General features: G+C 68.9%; 14 protein-coding genes. 11 read left to right on the top strand and 3 right to left on the bottom strand.

Annotated elements, in window-relative coordinates; translation table 11 throughout:
• Positions 1 to 44 precede the first annotated feature (44 nt).
• The gene (locus P1K31_RS12675; RefSeq protein WP_276303688.1) at positions 45 to 1,382 is read left to right on the top strand and encodes a right-handed parallel beta-helix repeat-containing protein; all 1,338 of its coding nucleotides are present in this window, start codon (positions 45 to 47) and stop codon (positions 1,380 to 1,382) included.
• Between the two features lie 375 nt (positions 1,383 to 1,757).
• Here P1K31_RS12675 and P1K31_RS12670 read toward each other — a convergent pair whose 3' ends face one another.
• From P1K31_RS12670 to P1K31_RS12660, 3 genes are all read right to left on the bottom strand, one after another.
• Positions 1,758 to 4,007 carry an NADP-dependent malic enzyme gene (locus P1K31_RS12670; protein ID WP_276303687.1) on the bottom strand — a complete coding sequence of 750 codons (2,250 nt, stop codon included), beginning with the start codon at positions 4,005 to 4,007 and terminating at the stop codon, positions 1,758 to 1,760.
• 69 nt (positions 4,008 to 4,076) lie between these two features.
• Positions 4,077 to 4,523, bottom strand: a complete 447-nt coding sequence (locus P1K31_RS12665; protein WP_276303686.1) for a universal stress protein — start codon at positions 4,521 to 4,523, stop codon at positions 4,077 to 4,079.
• 60 nt (positions 4,524 to 4,583) lie between these two features.
• Positions 4,584 to 5,411, bottom strand: a complete 828-nt coding sequence (locus P1K31_RS12660; protein WP_276303685.1) for a DUF8054 domain-containing protein — start codon at positions 5,409 to 5,411, stop codon at positions 4,584 to 4,586.
• An 87-nt stretch (positions 5,412 to 5,498) separates the two neighbouring features.
• Between P1K31_RS12660 and P1K31_RS12655 the strand changes: the two genes are divergently transcribed.
• From P1K31_RS12655 to P1K31_RS12610, 10 genes are all read left to right on the top strand, one after another.
• Positions 5,499 to 6,593, top strand: a complete 1,095-nt coding sequence (locus P1K31_RS12655) for a TrmB family transcriptional regulator (RefSeq protein ID WP_276303684.1) — start codon at positions 5,499 to 5,501, stop codon at positions 6,591 to 6,593.
• A 93-nt stretch (positions 6,594 to 6,686) separates the two neighbouring features.
• Positions 6,687 to 8,156 carry an extracellular solute-binding protein gene (locus P1K31_RS12650; RefSeq protein ID WP_276303683.1) on the top strand — a complete coding sequence of 490 codons (1,470 nt, stop codon included), beginning with the start codon at positions 6,687 to 6,689 and terminating at the stop codon, positions 8,154 to 8,156.
• Between the two features lie 2 nt (positions 8,157 to 8,158).
• Positions 8,159 to 9,145 (top strand): carbohydrate ABC transporter permease, encoded by a 987-nt coding sequence (locus P1K31_RS12645; protein ID WP_276303682.1) that lies wholly within the window; start codon positions 8,159 to 8,161, stop codon positions 9,143 to 9,145.
• Positions 9,146 to 10,063, top strand: coding sequence for a carbohydrate ABC transporter permease (locus P1K31_RS12640; protein WP_276303681.1), 918 nt, complete (start codon positions 9,146 to 9,148; stop codon positions 10,061 to 10,063).
• Positions 10,064 to 10,070: 7 nt separating this feature from the next.
• The gene (locus P1K31_RS12635) at positions 10,071 to 11,222 is read left to right on the top strand and encodes an ABC transporter ATP-binding protein (protein ID WP_276303680.1); all 1,152 of its coding nucleotides are present in this window, start codon (positions 10,071 to 10,073) and stop codon (positions 11,220 to 11,222) included.
• Entirely contained in the window at positions 11,212 to 11,418 is a 207-nt protein-coding gene (locus tag P1K31_RS12630) for a DUF8005 family protein (RefSeq protein WP_276303679.1), read from the top strand. Before P1K31_RS12635 ends, P1K31_RS12630 begins: the two co-directional genes overlap by 11 nt.
• A 65-nt stretch (positions 11,419 to 11,483) precedes the next feature.
• Entirely contained in the window at positions 11,484 to 12,596 is a 1,113-nt protein-coding gene (locus P1K31_RS12625; RefSeq protein WP_276303678.1) for a Gfo/Idh/MocA family protein, read from the top strand.
• A gap of 92 nt (positions 12,597 to 12,688) precedes the next feature.
• Positions 12,689 to 13,657, top strand: a complete 969-nt coding sequence (locus P1K31_RS12620) for a sugar phosphate isomerase/epimerase family protein (protein WP_276303677.1) — start codon at positions 12,689 to 12,691, stop codon at positions 13,655 to 13,657.
• A gap of 65 nt (positions 13,658 to 13,722) precedes the next feature.
• Positions 13,723 to 14,841 (top strand): Gfo/Idh/MocA family protein, encoded by a 1,119-nt coding sequence (locus tag P1K31_RS12615; RefSeq protein WP_276303676.1) that lies wholly within the window; start codon positions 13,723 to 13,725, stop codon positions 14,839 to 14,841.
• Positions 14,838 to 15,947 (top strand): M24 family metallopeptidase, encoded by a 1,110-nt coding sequence (locus P1K31_RS12610; protein WP_276303675.1) that lies wholly within the window; start codon positions 14,838 to 14,840, stop codon positions 15,945 to 15,947. The genes P1K31_RS12615 and P1K31_RS12610 overlap by 4 nt, the downstream gene beginning before the upstream one ends.
• Positions 15,948 to 15,950: the final 3 nt, after the last annotated feature.

Genomic DNA, 15,950 nt, shown 5'->3' with positions numbered 1-15,950 from the left:
GACGGTGCATCGGGACGCAAACGCACTCGCGATAGATCGAGAGAATGCCTACGCCACACAACATCACCTTCGATAGAACGCTGAACGCGGTCAACGATCTCGGCTGGGATCCGACTGGACGCACGCCGATCAACCTGGAACCGTACGTCCAGACCGGGACGCTCATCGAGGTGCCGCCGGGGACCTACACGGTTCCGACGAGCCAGGACGTCGTCGCGCGGAAGGACGGCATCTCACGGTTCGGGATCCGCGGAACGGGTGCCGACCGACAGGACGTCGCGTTCCGAACGGCCGGAAGCGGGTCGACGTACCTCCTCTGGCTGACCGGGGGGAGAGATCTCCTCCTCGAGAACTACCGAATCCTGTACGGTACCCGGAGTCAGCCGGGGGCCATCGGTCACGTCCTGCTCCCGAACGACGGGCTGTACGTCCGAAAACTGCAGAAAAACGGGTTCACGCCCTCGACCGCAAACGGCGACCGCTGGTTCCTCTTTCCGGCGATCAAGGATGCGGCCGGGACCGGGTACATCGAGGACATCAGGTACTGGGGACCCGCCGAGATAACGGGCCACGCCGCATCTCGCGGCTTCGGCGGCGCGTTCCAGAACCACGCCGGGACGCTCTACTGGCGGAACCTGAACATCTTCAACAATCCGGGGGACGGCGCTCCGTACGTCGGTACCCACGGGACGAACCGCTTCGAGGACTGCCTGTGGGTCAACTGCGCGATGGCGGCCGCCCGCAACGGCGGGAGCGGTTCGTACGTCCGTAACTGCCGGATTCACATCGACCTGAACAATCAACACCCTCAGAATACGGGCACCTACGAGGCCATCAACGGCGTCTACTGGGACCCGCAGACCTCCGAGGAGGCCGGCGGGCGCATCGAGAACTGCACGATCCGCATCGAGGCGCCGACGAACCCCAACGGGGCAGGCTACAGCGGCAGTTCCCTCCCGGGGTTCGGCATCGTCATCGACTCCTCCGGCGGCGACGTGTACGTCGAGCGAAACGACATCACCGTCAACGCGGACCGGGTGCCCGCGTTGATGGCCCACGCGCCCGAGAAACGGTGGGACCGCGCCCCGGCGGACGTCGACGACTGGGGGATCGTGGTGAACGACAACGACATCCGCGGGAGCGCCACGCTCCGCGAGGGCGACGGACTCAGACGGGCCGCGATCGTGCTCGAACGCAGACCCGGGTCCGGCGTGACCGACGTGCGCGTCGACTGGCCGCAGGCGGCCTACGCCGTCGCGCTCGTTCCGTGGCGGGACGAACAGACGCAGGCGATCATCGACGACCTGGAGTACGACGTTCGCGTCGCACCCATCTACGATCCCGCGAACAACGCGGACGTGGGTGACCTGACGGAGCTGTGAGGGCGCGGACACGTTCTGTCGACCTACGCTTTGGCTCGTTCTACCGTCCACTTCAGCAGCGACGGCGTCAGCAGGACCGAGACGACGAGCACGACCCCCGCGAGGATCTCCCCGAGGAACTCGGGATAGCGGAGCCGGTCGATCGCCTCGCTCGGGCCCGGCGAGAGCAGGACTCGTTACGATGACGAGGTAGATCTCGAGCGACGACGGCTACGGCGATCGACCCGTGATCGCGTCGCGTCCCCGCGCTCGTCCCACGTCGAGCGGTAGTCGTCGACCGCCGGCATGGTTATACGGTGCGAACGGACGGTTAATACCGGATTTCCGACGACGGTGACGGCTTCGCCGCGGCGGGGTTCGACGAATCGATCCGCACTACTGCGCGTCGACGACCGCCACCGTGGCGAGGTTGACGATGTCCTTGACCTCGTCGCCGCGCTGGAGGACGTGGACGGGACGATCCATCCCCACCAGCATCGGCCCGATCGCCTCCGCACCCCCGAGGTCGTGGAGCAGTTTGTAGGCGATGTTGCCGGCTTCGAGGTTGGGGAAGACGAGGACGTTGGCGGGTTCGTCGAGTTCCGCGAAGTCGTAGGTGCCGGTGAGCATCTCCTCTATGACCGCCGTGTCCGCCTGCATCTCCCCGTCCACCGGGAAGTCGACCCGGGGGTCGCTACGGAGCGACCTCGCGGCGCGGCGGGGTTTGGCGGTGCCCTCGTTTCTGACGGAGCCGAAGTCGGAGTACGAGAGGAAGGCGACGCGCGGTTCGACGTTGAACCGGCGGGCGAGCTCCGCCGTGTGGCGCGCGATCTCCGCCAGTACCTCCTCGTCGGGGTCCTGATTGACGGTGGTGTCGGCGCAGAAGACGACGCGGTTCTTGAAGGTGAGCATGTAGACGCCGGCGGCGTAGTTCGCGTTCCCGGCGGTGCCGACGACCTGGAGCGGCGCGCGAAGGGCCGTCGGGTAGTGGTGGGTGATCCCCGTCAGCATCGCGTCGGCGTCGCCCATCTCCACCATCACGCTCCCCAGGTAGTCGCCGTCGCGTTCGACGAGTTCCCCGGCCTCCCTGCGCGTGACGCCCTTGCGCCGGCGGAGTTCGTGGAGCCGGTCGGCGTACGGCGCGAGCGACTCCTCGCCCGGATCGACGATCTCGGGATCGAAGTCGAGGCCGAGCGACGCCGACAGCTCCCAGATGCGGTGGCGGTCGCCGACGAGGACGGGTTCGGCGATCTCCTGCTCGATCAGCTGGTAGGCCGCGCGGACGATCCTGGGGTGATCGCCCTCCGCGAAGACGAGGCGCTTCGGATCGCTCCGGGCCTTCGCGACGACGACCTGCATCATCTCGCGGGACGTCCCGAGGCGCGCCTCCAGTTCCCGGCGGTACTCGTCGATCTCGACCGCCGCGCGGGCCACCCCGCTGTCCATCGCGGCCCGCGCGACCGCCGAGGACACCTCGAAGAGGACGCGGGGGTCGAGTGGTTTGGGGATGATGTACTCGGGGCCGTACTGTAGCGGCTGGTCGCCGTAGGCCTTCACCACCGCGTCCGGCACGTCCCGTTTCGCCAGGTCGGCCAGGGCGCGGGCGGCGGCGACCTTCATCGCCTCGTTGATCTCGGTGGCGCGGACGTCGAGCGCGCCGCGGAAGATGAACGGGAACCCGAGGACGTTGTTCACCTGGTTCGGGTAGTCCGAGCGCCCCGTCGCCATGATCACCGTGTCCCCGCGGGCGCTCTTCGCCGTCTCGTAGTCGATCTCGGGGTCCGGATTGGCCATGGCGAAGATGATGGGATCGTCGGCCATCGAGCGGACCATCTCCCGATCGACGATCCCCCCGACCGACAGACCGACGAACACGTCCGCGCCCGCCATCGCGTCGCCCACGTCCCCGGGCGGGACGTCCCGCGCGAAGGGTTCGTTGTAGGGGTTGAGGTCGCCCGCCTCGGCGCGCTCGGCCGTGAGGATGCCGTCCACGTCGACCATCGTGATATTCTCGCGCCGGACGCCGAGCGAGACGTAGAACCGGGCGGTGGCGGTCGCGGCGGCCCCGGCCCCCGAGAAGACGACGTCGAGGTCGTCGAGGGACTTGCCGGCGATGTCGGCGGCGTTGAGCAGCGCGGCCCCCGAGATGATGGCGGTACCGTGCTGGTCGTCGTGGAACACCGGGATCGACGTCTCCTCGCGGAGGCGGCGCTCGATCTCGAAGCACTCGGGGGCCTTGATGTCCTCCAGATTAATCCCCCCGAACGTCGGCTCTAGGGCGGCGACCGACTCGACGAACGCGTCCGGGTCGGCGTGATCGAGTTCGACGTCGAAGACGTCGATGTCGGCGAAGCGCTTGAACAATACGCCCTTGCCCTCCATGACCGGTTTCGACGCCTGTGCGCCGATGTCACCGAGTCCCAGGACCGCGGAGCCGTTCGAGACGACGCCCACGAGGTTGCCCTTCGCGGTGTAGGCGTAGGCGTCGTCGGGGTCGGCGGCGATTTCGAGGCAGGCGGCGGCGACGCCCGGCGAGTAGGCCAGCGAGAGGTCGCGCTGGGTGTTCGTCGGCTTCGTCGTCGAGATCTCGATCTTGCCCGGCGGCTCGCGCCGGTGGTATTCGAGCGCGTCTTCGTCGAGTCCCATACGGGTCCATTCGCCCGAGCGGTAAAACGGGCTGTCATCGAGGCGTGCGACGAGCGGCGCGGCGGGAGCTCACGCCCGCACGAAGGTCACCGGACACGGCGAGTTCAGCATCACCTCCTGGGCCGTGCTCCCGAAGACGGCCTTCCCGGCCGGCGTACGCTTTCGCCCGCCGACGACGACGAGGTCGGCGTCGGTTCCCCTCGCCAGCGCGACGATGCGCTCGCCGTGCGGACCGACGGCCCCGCGGATCACGTACTCGACGTCCGCGTCGTCCAGCGCGGACGTGAGCTCTCGGACGGTGGCGTGCCGGGAGGCGACCTCGTCGGCGTCGATCGGCCCGTCGGGGTCGTAGGCGAGCTGTTCGGTGACGGCGGCGAACTCCGCCTCGGTGAACACGTGCGCGAGCGTGACGGTCGCGCCGGCGGGGCCGGCGACGTCGGCGACGGTCCGGGCGAGCGCGTCGGTGCGATCGGCGTCACCCTGTCCGATCGCGAGCAGGACTGACTCGAGTGGCATGTCGATAGCGAACGCGGCGCAGACCAACATACTTTCGGCTCGTGATGGTGAGCAAGGAGATCAGAGCGCTATCAGGTGCGCGTCGCACGCCCGACAGGCGAGGACGGACTGCGGCCCCTCCCGCGGGTTCGTGACGCCGCCACAGCAGGACGCCGACGACGTCTCGACGACCGGATCGCCGCACGTGGGACAGGTGTCCAGAAAGAGCCGGAACGCCCGGGCTGCGGACAGCCGCGCCGCGTCGTCGAGTCGGGCGACCGCGGAGAGCGCGCGGACGGCGGCGACGTCGGCAGTCGCGGCGGGGCGCGGCAACCACGCCCCCCGCGCGGGCGCGTCGGTCGGCGCGTGGACGGCGACGTACCGTCGCCCGTCCACCGACACCGGCGTCGCCGTACGACCCTCGCCGACGACCGCGTCGGCGGCCGCCGCGAGCGCGTCGTCGTTCAGTTCGGCGAGCGCCGCCATCTCGTCCTCCCACCGCTCGCGGATCGGCGGCGACAGCGCGAGGTCGTCGCCGGCGGGGACGACGACGCCGGCGGCGATCAGCGCCTCGAGCACCCGCTCGCCGTCCCCGTCTCCCGCTCCATCTCCCCCCTCGGGCGCGAAGGACGACGCGAGGGGTGGCTCCCGCGGCGGTCGCCCGAGCGCCGCGCGGACGCGACGGACCACCGCGGGCGCGAACCGCGGCGTGTACGGGACGAGGTACCCCCTGATCGCGACGAGCGCGCCCCCGACGACGCCGACGACCGCGGCGAGGAGTGGCCGACCGGCGAGCGCCAGCGCGAGGCACGCCGCGACGAGCAGGGCGCCGTTCGCGACCGTACAGGGCCAGCAGCGCCGCTCGCCGGTGTGCTCCGGGCGCGCGAGCGACGCGAGCGGCGATCGCATACCCACCCGTTACCGCGCGGGGTACTTCAACGTCCACCCGCGGGGCGGCAAGGGTTTACGCCGCGCCCGTCGATTAGTACGACATCCATGGAGACCGAGGCCCTCATCGAGACGTTCCGCGAGGCGGGACTGTCGCCCTACCAGGCGAGCACGTACGTCGCCCTGCTCGACGTCGGCGCTACGTCGGCGACTGAACTGGCCGCCACCGCCGACGTTCCGTCGGCACGCATCTACGACGTCCTGCGGGCCCTCGAATCGCGAGGATACGTCGAGACCTACGAGCGCGAGCACCTCTGCGTGCGGGCCCACAGCCCCGCCGAGGTCCTCGACGACCTCCGCTCGCGCGCGCGAGAATTCGAGGAGGCGGCGGAGGAGGTCGAGACGCGCTGGGAGCAACCGGACATCAAGGGCGCGCGGGCGAGCCTCGTGCGACGGTTCGACACCGTCGTCGATCAGGCCCGGGCGTTCATCGAGGCAGCGAGCCACCAGGTCCAGCTCTCGGTGTCGCTCGACGAGTACGAGTCGCTGCGCACGGCGCTGCAGTCGGCTCACGATCGCGGCATCTCCGTGCGCGTCACCGTCTACACGTCGCCGGACGAGGGCGCGCCGCCCGAGTCGCCGTTCGCGGGCGTGTGTACCGAGGTCCGCCACCGCCGCCTCCCTGGCCCGTTCGTCGCGCTCATCGACCGCCACCAGACGTGCTTCGCCCACCACGCCGACTCGGTCGACCGTTACGGCGTCCTCGTCGACGACCGCGCGCACACCTACGTCTTCAACTGGTACTTCCAGACCTGCCTCTGGGACCCGTGGCCCCTCGTCTACTCCGACCGCCCGAGCGACCCCCCGATGGAGTACGTCGACCTCCGCCAGTGCATCCGGGAGATCGCCCCGATGGTAGCCGACGGGGCGGCCGTCCGCGTGACAGTAGACGGCCGGGATCTCACCACGGGCACGGCGCGCTCGGTTCGGGGCGTCGTGACGGACGTACTGGTCGCGGAGGGCGTCCCCGAAGGGGACGTCCCGATGCGGGACCTCGTCGGCCAGGCCGCGATCGTCGTGGAGAGCGAGGGACGGGACGGCGGCGGGATCGATCAGGGGACGTACACGATCGGTGGGTGGGGCGCTATCCTGGAGGACGTCGAGGCCGAGCGCGTGACAGTCACGTCTATCGACCTGAACTGAACGGGGGGTGGCGCGACCTCTCGGATTTCCTATTTACTACTGCCGTTGTAGTACAGTAATTATATTGATGAGACGGGTGATTCCAGACTGGTAATGTCACGAGGTAGCAGGGGGGAACGTCAGAGCGGCGGGGTCTCCCGCCGTCGCTTCATCGCGGCGGCGGGGGCGTCCGGCGTCACTGCGAGCCTCGCGGGATGTATCTACAGCGATGTCGAGACGGCGGGCGGGACGACGCTCGTGCGATGGGGATTCGACGCGGCGGCCTCGCGGCAAGTCGGCGACGAGATACGCGCGTTGTTCCACGAGGAGGGCGGCCTCTCCAAGGACATCCGCATCGAGTTCGAACCGGGGGTGCAGGACTCCGGAGCGCGCAGGGACCAGTACATGCGACAGCTCAGCGGTGGGGAGGACGACCCCGATATGTTCCTGATGGACTCGGGGTGGACGAAGACCTTCATCGACCGCGAACTGGTACTCAACCTGACCCAGTTGCTCCCCGAGGGGTTGTTGAAACGGATCCAGTCGAACTACCTGGATCCGAGCCTCTCGACCGCGACGAGCACCGACGGCGACCTCTACGGCGTGCCGCTGTTTCCCGACTTCGCCGTCATCCAGTACCGGAAGGACCTCGTCCGCAACGCGGGGTTCGACCCCGACGGGGAGAACTGGGCGACGGAGCCGATGACCTGGAAGCGGTTCGCCGACGTCATCGCGAGGACGCTGGAGGCGAACGCCGACGACGAGTCGCTCAGGTACGGCCACGTCTTCCAGTTCGACGCCTACGAGGGGCTCTCGTGCTGTACGTTCAACGAGTTCATGACCTCGTGGGGCGGCGCGTACTTCGGCGGCCGGGACAACCTCTTCGGCCCCATCGGGGAGCGCCCCATCACGGTGGACACGGAGCCCGTGACGAACGCCGTGCGTATGGTCCGGTCGTTCATCTACGGCCCGGACGACCCCCACGGACTGGACGGCTACCGGCGCATCACCCCAGAGAGCGTCCTCTCGTGGTCCGAGCCGAACACGCACAACGCGATGGTGAACGGACAGACCGTCGCGCAGCGCAACTGGCCCTACTCGATCGCGGAGAACGCGAAGGAGGAGAACTACGGCACCGACTACGGCGCGATGCCGCTGCCCTACGCGACCGAACCGTCGAACGCGCAGGCGTCCGGAACCGGCGGATCGACGTCGGCGCTCGGCGGGTGGAACATCACGGTCAACCCGAACAGCACGAGCCTCGACGCCGTCACGGAGGTCATCGAGGCGGCAGCCACCGACGAGGTGATGCTCGGGCTGTTCCGCATCTGGGGGTGGCTCCCGCCGAACCTCGAACTGCTCAAGACCCAGGCGGCGAGGGACATCGAACCGACCGGGCGGTACGCTGACACCCTCTACGTGGCCGGGCAGAACAGCATGCCCCGGCCGGTGACGGTGCTCTGGCCCCAGGAGTCGAGCGCCATCTCGGGGACAGTCAACGCATCGGCGTCGCGTAAGAGCGCGCCGGACACGGCCATGACCGAACTCAAGAACGAGCTGCGAACGATCGAGGAGAGCATCTAACGATGGGAACGGAGACAGATCAGCGAACCGCGCGCGAACGTCGGTCGGACCGTTCGGGCGTGTACGTGTCCGCGGTACGGTGGATAGAGACGCTCGACGAGACGCAGTTCGCCTACCTGTTGCTGACGCCGGTGTTCCTGCTACTCGGGCTCATCGCGTTTTGGCCGCTGCTCAGCACGTTCCAGATGTCGCTGCTCGCGGACCAGGTCACCGGCGCTCAGCGTCTCGGCGAGTTCGTCGGCTTTCAGAACTACGTCGAACTGTTCACGGGGCAGAAGGCGCTCGTCAATCCGTTCTTCAGCCTCGAGACGCCGCTCCAGAGCGCGCTGGTGGTGACGCTCGTGTTCACCGTCGTCAGCGTCTTCTTCGAAACCATCATCGGATTCGGCCAGGCGCTGGTGCTCGATCAGGACTTCCGCGGTCGCCGGTGGGTGCGCGTCGCCATCATCCTCCCGTGGGCGGTGCCGATCGTGATCCAGGGGATGATCTTCTACCTGATGTTCCAGCCGGGGGTCGGCTTCGCGGTCGAACCGCTCGCGAACCTCGGGCTCATCACGAGCCAGCCGCTCAACGACCTCGGCAGTTCGTTGCTGCTCATCATCGTCGCCGACATCTGGAAGACCTCGGCGTTCATGGCGCTGCTCATCCTCGCGGGGCTACAGAGCATCGACCGGTCGCTGTACGACGTGGCGCGCGTCTCGGGGGCGAGCCGCGTCCAGCAGTTCCGGTTCATCACCCTGCCGCTCGTCCTGCCCACCGTGGTGGTCGCCATGCTCTTCCGGACCATCGACGCGGCGCGCGTCTTCGGCCTGATCGAGGCCTCCGGCGCGGGCTGTACGACGGTGCCATCGCTGTCCTGTCAGGTGGTGACGACGTTCCTCACCGTCGGTCGCTACGGCACCGCGGCCGCCATCGCGTTCACGACGGCGGCGCTCATCGGGCTACTCGTCGCCGTGAACATCTACCGACTCGCCAAGGAGGGGATCTGAATGTCGACCGAGTCCAACGACGGGCCGTTCACCCGCTGGGTGCAGGGGTCCATCAGCGACCCCCGGAAGACCTACCGGGCGCTGTTCTACGTGGCGATGATCTTCTTCCTCGTCACGACGCTGTTCCCGCTCTACTACCTGCTGGTCATCGCGCTCACCCCGACGAGCGCCATCCAGGACATGGGGCTCGCCCCGAAGGGGTTCAACCCGGGGGCGTTCGTCGAGATCTTCGAGGTGGTGCCGCTCCACTTCTACCTGTTCAACAGCTTCGTGCTCGCCACGATCACGACGGTCATCATCATCGTGCTGGCGTCGCTCGCGGGCTACGTCTTCGGCCGCCTCGACTTCCCCGGCCGGACGCCGCTCATGCTCATCGTACTCGCCATCTCCTACTTCCCGCCCGCGGCGTTCCTGCTCCCGCTGTACCAGCTGTTCCAGGGGGACGTGATCGTCTTCGGCGTGCAGGTGTTCCCGCGGGTGATCAACACGCCGCCCGCGATGATCCTCCCGTTCAGCGCGCTGTTCCTGCCGCTCTCGATCTTCATCCTGACGACGTTCTACAGCCAGATCCCGGACGGACTCGAGGACGCCGCGCGCGTCGAGGGATCGACCCGACTGGGCGCGCTCTTTCGGGTCATCATTCCGCTCTCGGCACCGGGCGTCGCGACCGCCGCCGTGCTGACGTTCATCGCGGTGTACAACGAGTTCTTCTTCTCGTACCTCATGGTCACGAGCGGGAAGTACACGAACTGGGCACCGCTTCTCTGGGGCATCCTCAACTACCAGACGCAGTACTCGACGCTGTACAACCTGATGGCGGCCGCGTCCATCGTGGGCGTGATCCCGATCGCGATCCTCGTCGTCATCGCACAGGAGAAGATCGTCAGCGGCCTCACGGCAGGGGCCCTCAAGGAGTGATACAATCATGGCAACCGTCACACTCAACGAAGTCTCGAAACGCTACCAGGACGTCGTCGCGGTCGACGACATGAACCTCGAGATCCGGGACGGCGAGTTCCTCACGCTCGTCGGCCCGTCGGGCTGCGGGAAGTCGACCACCATGGAGATGGTCGCCGGACTCACCATGCCCACCGAGGGCGAGGTGTACATCGGCGACCGGGAGGTGACGAACCTCCCGCCGAAGGACCGTGGGGTGGCGATGGTGTTCCAGAACATCGCGCTGTTCCCCCACATGAACGTCTACGACAACATCAGCTTCGGGCTCCGTCTGCGGGACTACGACAAGGAGGAGATCGACCGCCGGGTGAACCGGGCCGTCGAGACCGTTCAACTGGAGGGGATGCTCGACCGCATGCCGGACGAACTGTCGGGCGGGCAGCGCCAGCGCGTCGCCATCGCCCGCGCCATCGTCCGCAACCCCGACGCGTTCCTGATGGACGAGCCGCTCGCGAACCTCGACGCGAAGCTGCGGGTCCACATGCGGACCGAACTCCAGCGCCTGCACAGGGAGCTGGAGACGACGACGATCTACGTCACCCACGACCAGGCGGAGGCGATGACGATGTCCGACCGCATCGCCGTCATCGACGGGGGGGAACTCCAGCAGCTCGCCCCGCCGCTCGTCTGCTACAACGAACCGGCGAACCTGTTCGTCGCGGGCTTCATCGGATCGCCGAGCATGAACCTCGTCGACGGCGTCTTCGAGAACGAGAGCTTCGCCTGTCCGGCGTTCTCGGTGGAGGTCGACAGCTCGGTCCGGATCGCCGACGGAACGGCGGTCACCCTCGGCGTCCGTCCGGAGGACATCTACGCCGTCGAGCAGGTCGAGGAACTCGACGCGCCCTCCGAGGTGATCCAGGCGCGGACCGACGTGCTCGAACCGATGGGCGACGAGATCTTCGTCACGCTCATCGTCGAAGGCGAGGGCGAGGGCGAGGACGATGAGACGGAGTTGCTCATGAGCGTCTCGCCGGACAGCGACCTCACCGAGAACGAACCGGTCGAGATCGTCCTCGATCGATCGAAGGTGCACCTCTTCGACACCGAGAGCGGCGACGCGATCGTCCACGGCGTCACCCGTTCGCCCGAGGTGGCCGCAGACGGGGGTGACCGCTGACGTGGATCCCGCGCTGTACGTCGGGGGCGTGACGCTCCTGTTTTTCTTCTGGGTCTACGGCATCGTCGCGTTCGTCCGCGACGTCCGGCGGCGGTTGATCCCGACCGTCAGACAGTTCTGGCGCGGCCGCCAACGGTTGCGTGAGCAGGCACAGAAGGAACGCGAGCGCGAGGAACGCGAGCGGCAACTGTACTAGCCCTCGTGCTCATCTCGTCAGGGGTATTGTACTCTAGAACGTAGGCACAACACGACGATCACTGTATGAACACGAGCACGAACAAAACAACATCTGCACCACCGAGAGTCGGCCTCATCGGCCTCGGAAGCATCGGGCACATCCACGCGGAGCACCTCCAGTCGCTGGCCACCGAGGGGGTCGTCGAACTCGCGGGGGGTATGGATATATCCTCCGAGGCGTGCGAACGCTTCGAGAATCGCTTCGGCGTCCGCGCGTACGAATATCCCGAAGAACTCTACGAGACCGTCGACGCCGTCATCGTCGCGACGCCGAACCGATTCCACGAGGAGTACGCCGTCGACGCGTTCGAGGCGGGGCTCGACGTCTTTCTCGAGAAGCCCCTGGCACACAACCTCCAGAGCGCCGAGCGCATCGCCGACGCCGCCCACGCGGCCGAGGGGATCGGGATGGTGGGCTTTCTCAATCGTTTCAACGACGCCGTCCGCGTCTTCAAGCACTACCAGCGACAGGGTCGTTTCGGCGAGGTGACGCACGTCGAGGCCAACTACGTCCGACGGCGGGGCGTCCCCGGCCGCGGCTCCTGGTTCACCGACAAGGCGGTGTCGGGCGGCGGCGCGCTCGTCGACATCGGCGTCCACGCCATCGACCTCGCGCTCCACCTCCTCTCGTTCCCCGAGGTCCGCGAGCTGACGGGCGTGACCCGCTCGCAGTTCGGCCACCAGGAGGACTACACCTACCTCGAGATGTGGGGCGAGGACGGCGAGGGGGTCTTCGACGTGGACGACTCCGCGAGCGCGTTCATCCGCTGTGCGGAGGATCGAACGGTGTCGCTCGAGGTCGCGTGGGCGACCAACCGTCCGCCGACGACCGAGTTCGTCGTCCACGGGACGGAGGGCGGAGCGACGCTCGACCTGGACGGCAATCTCACCATCTACGAGGCGAGCAGCGGCGGCGCGCCCCACTTCGAGGACACGGAGGTCGCCACCCAGCGGCTCCCGGCGATGCGCTCCGAGCTGCGCGCGTTCCTCGCCGCGGTCGCCAGCGACGAACCCCCGACGCAGAACACTGTCGACGAGGCGCTCGTCGTCCAGCGCGTCCTCGACGGCATCTACCGCTCCGCCGAGACCGGTACCGCCGTCTCCCTCCACGAGACCCCCATCTCGGCCAGCGACTGATCACGCAACTGATCACCGCGGCGGGTCGACCGTCGGCGCACCGACGCCCGAACGACTACGTACACTACCCACGATAGGGGACGACACGAACCATGCATATCGGCGTACTCACCGTTCCGCTCGGCGATGAATCGCTCGAAGACGCGCTCTCCTACCTCTCGGGGATCGGGGTCGGCGCGGTCGAGCTCGGCTGCGGCGGCTTCCCCGGCGAGGACCACGTGGACCGGGAGGCGCTGCTCGACGACGACGACGCGCGGGCCGCCCTCCGCGAGACGCTCGACGAACACGACCTCGTCGTGAGCGCGCTCGCGACGCACAACAACCCGCTCCACCCCGACGACGAGCGCGCGGAGCGCGCGGACGCCGAACTGCGCGAGGCGATCCGCCTCGCCGACCAGCTCGGCGTCGACGCCGTCACGTGCTTCTCCGGGTTACCCGCCGGCGGGCCGAACGACGAGGTTCCCAACTGGATCACCGCGCCCTGGCCGAGCGAGCACGCCGAGGCCCACGACTACCAGTGGGAGGTCGCCACGGAGTACTGGTCGGCGCTCGCCGAGCACGCCGCCGAGCACGGCGTGAACGTCGCGGTCGAGATGCACCCGAACATGCTCGTCCACGAGCCGACGGGGCTGCTCCGCCTCCGCGAGGCGACCAACGAGTACGTGGGCGCGAACTTCGACCCATCGCACCTCTACTGGCAGGGGATCGACGTGCTCGCGGCCATCCGCCTGCTCGGCGAACGGGGTGCCATCCACCACGTCCACGCCAAGGACACCCGCGTCTACGACTCGGTGGCCCGGGAGAAGGGCGTCCTCGACACGACGCCCTACACCGAGGAGCCGGATCGCTCGTGGCTGTTCCGGACGGTGGGATACGGCCACGGCGAGGCCCACTGGAAGGACGTCGTCTCCACGCTGCGGATGGTCGGCTACGACGGCGCGCTCTCGATCGAGCACGAGGACTCGCTCACCTCCTCGCGCGAGGGGCTGGAGAAGGCCGTCGAGCTGCTGGACCGCGCCGTCTTCGAGACGACTCCCGGCGACGCCTACTGGGCGGAGTAGCGCGAGTCGCCCGTCTCTCGACCACCCCGAACCACTTTCTCCCCTCCGCGCGAGGTGACCACGAGATGACGCTCCGAATCGGAATGCTGGGGTACCGCTTCATGGGGAAGGCGCACGGCAACGCGCTGGCCCGCCTGCCGATGTTCTTCCCGGACGCGCCGGAGACCGAGCGAGCGGTGCTCGTCGGGCGCGACGAGGAGGCGCTGTCGGCGGCCGCCGACCGCCTCGGATTCGCGGCCACCGCGACCGACTGGGAGGAGGCGATAGAGGAGGTGGACGTGCTCTACAACCTCGGGCCGAACTACCTCCACCCGGAGCCGTCGATCGCGGCGCTCGACGCGGGCGTCCACGTCCTCTGCGAGAAGCCGCTCGCGCCGACGCTCGAGGGGGCAGAGGCGATGACCGAGGCGGCGCGGAGGAGCGACGCCGTCGCCGGCTGCGCGTTCAACTACCGCTACGTCCCCGCGATCCGCCACGCCCGGCGGTTGATCGACGACGGCGACCTCGGCGAGATCCGCCACGTCCGCGGGCGCTACCTCCAGGACTGGCTGGTCGCTCCCGACGCGCCGTGGTCGTGGCGCAACGACGAGGAACTCGCGGGCAGCGGCGCGCTCGGCGACCTCGGGGCGCACTCGCTCGACCTCGCGCGCTTCCTGGTCGGCGACCGCGTCGGCGAGGTCGAGCGCGTCAGCGGTCACCTGCGGACGTTCGTCGAGGAGCGCCCGGTGGAGGGCGAAGACGAGAGCAGGCCGGTCACCGTCGACGACGCCTACTCCGCGCAGGTCGCCTACGAGGCCGGCGCGATGGGCACCTTCGAGGCGACCCGCGCCGGGACGGGGCACAAGAACGACCACACGATCGAGGTCGAGGGGACCGACGGCGCGCTCCGCTTCTCGCTCGAACGGCTGAACGAACTCGAGGTGCTCCGGGAGGACGACCGGGGCTTCGAGACCGTGCTCGTCACCGACGCGGACGACCCCTACGTCGAGCACTGGTGGCCGCCGGGCCACGTCCTCGGGTGGGAGCACACCTTCGTCCACGAGAACTACGAGTTCCTCCGCGCGGTCGCCGGCGAGACGGAGTTCCACGCGAACTTCGAGGACGCCCTGGAGGTCCAGCGCGTCCTCGACGCCGTCGAGCGGAGCGACGAGGCGGCCGAGTGGGTCGACGTCGAGCGCTCATGAGTCCGGAGGCCGGCTTCGACTGGCGCGAGCGGACGGACCGCCTCGACGCCTACCTCGACGGGAACGGCCTCGAGGCCGTCTGGTTCGCCCGTCCGAACGGGTTCGCGTGGCTCACCGGCGGCGACAACGTCGTGGACCGCGCGGGCGACGTCGGCGTCGCCGCGGCCGGCTACGACGGCGACGGGCTGACCGTCGTGACGGACACGATCGAGGCCCCGCGCCTGCGGGACGAGGAGCTACCGGCCGACGCCGACGTCGTCGCGTTCGACTGGTACGCCGACGACCTCGCGGGAGCGATCGCGGACGCGAGTCCGACGCCCGCCGCCGCCGACTTCCCCGTTCCCGGCTTCGAGACGGTCGACGCGAGCGCGCTCCGGCAACCGCTCGCGGACGCGGACGTCGAGCGCTACCGGGCGCTCGGTCGCGACGCGGCCGAGGCCGTCGAGGCGGTCTGCCGAACGTGCGAGTCGGACGAGACCGAGCGCGCCGTCGCGGCCCGCCTCCGGGGTGACCTCGCCGCGCGCGGGATCGACTCGCCCGTCGCGCTCGTCGGCGGGGCGGAGCGCGCGGGGAGGTACCGCCACTACACGCCGAACCCCGTCGAACTGGGCGACTACGCGCTCGTCTCGGTCACCGCCGAGCGCGGCGGCCTGTTCGCCAGTTGCACCCGGACGGTCGCGTTCGACCCGCCCGCGTGGCTGGCCGAGCGCCACCGCGCCGCGATGCGCGTCGAGGCGTCCGCGCTCGCGGCGACCCGGCGCGTCGGGCGCGAGGGCGGCACCGCCGGCGACGTCTTCGCCGACGTGCGGCACGCCTACGACGAGGTCGGGTTCGACGGCGAGTGGCGGCGTCACCACCAGGGCGGGGCCGCCGGCTTCGCGGGCCGGGAGTGGATCGCCACGCCCGGTCACGGGGCGACCGTCGAGCTACCGATGGCCTACGCCTGGAACCCGACGGTGCAGGGTACGAAGAGCGAGGACACGACGCTCGTGACCGCGGACGGCTTCGAGGTGCTCACCCGGACCGGCGACTGGCCGAGCGAGGCGGTCGAGTCCGTCGGGGGCGACGCGACGACCGAGCGGCACCTGCCCCTCGACCGCTCCTGACCG

It is taken from the genome of Halomarina halobia, from assembly GCF_029338575.1.
In the GTDB taxonomy this organism is placed as follows: Archaea; Halobacteriota; Halobacteria; order Halobacteriales; family Haloarculaceae; genus Halomarina; species Halomarina halobia.
Note: the sequence above shows the minus strand (reverse complement) of the source record. Positions and strands in the feature narration are given on the sequence as shown.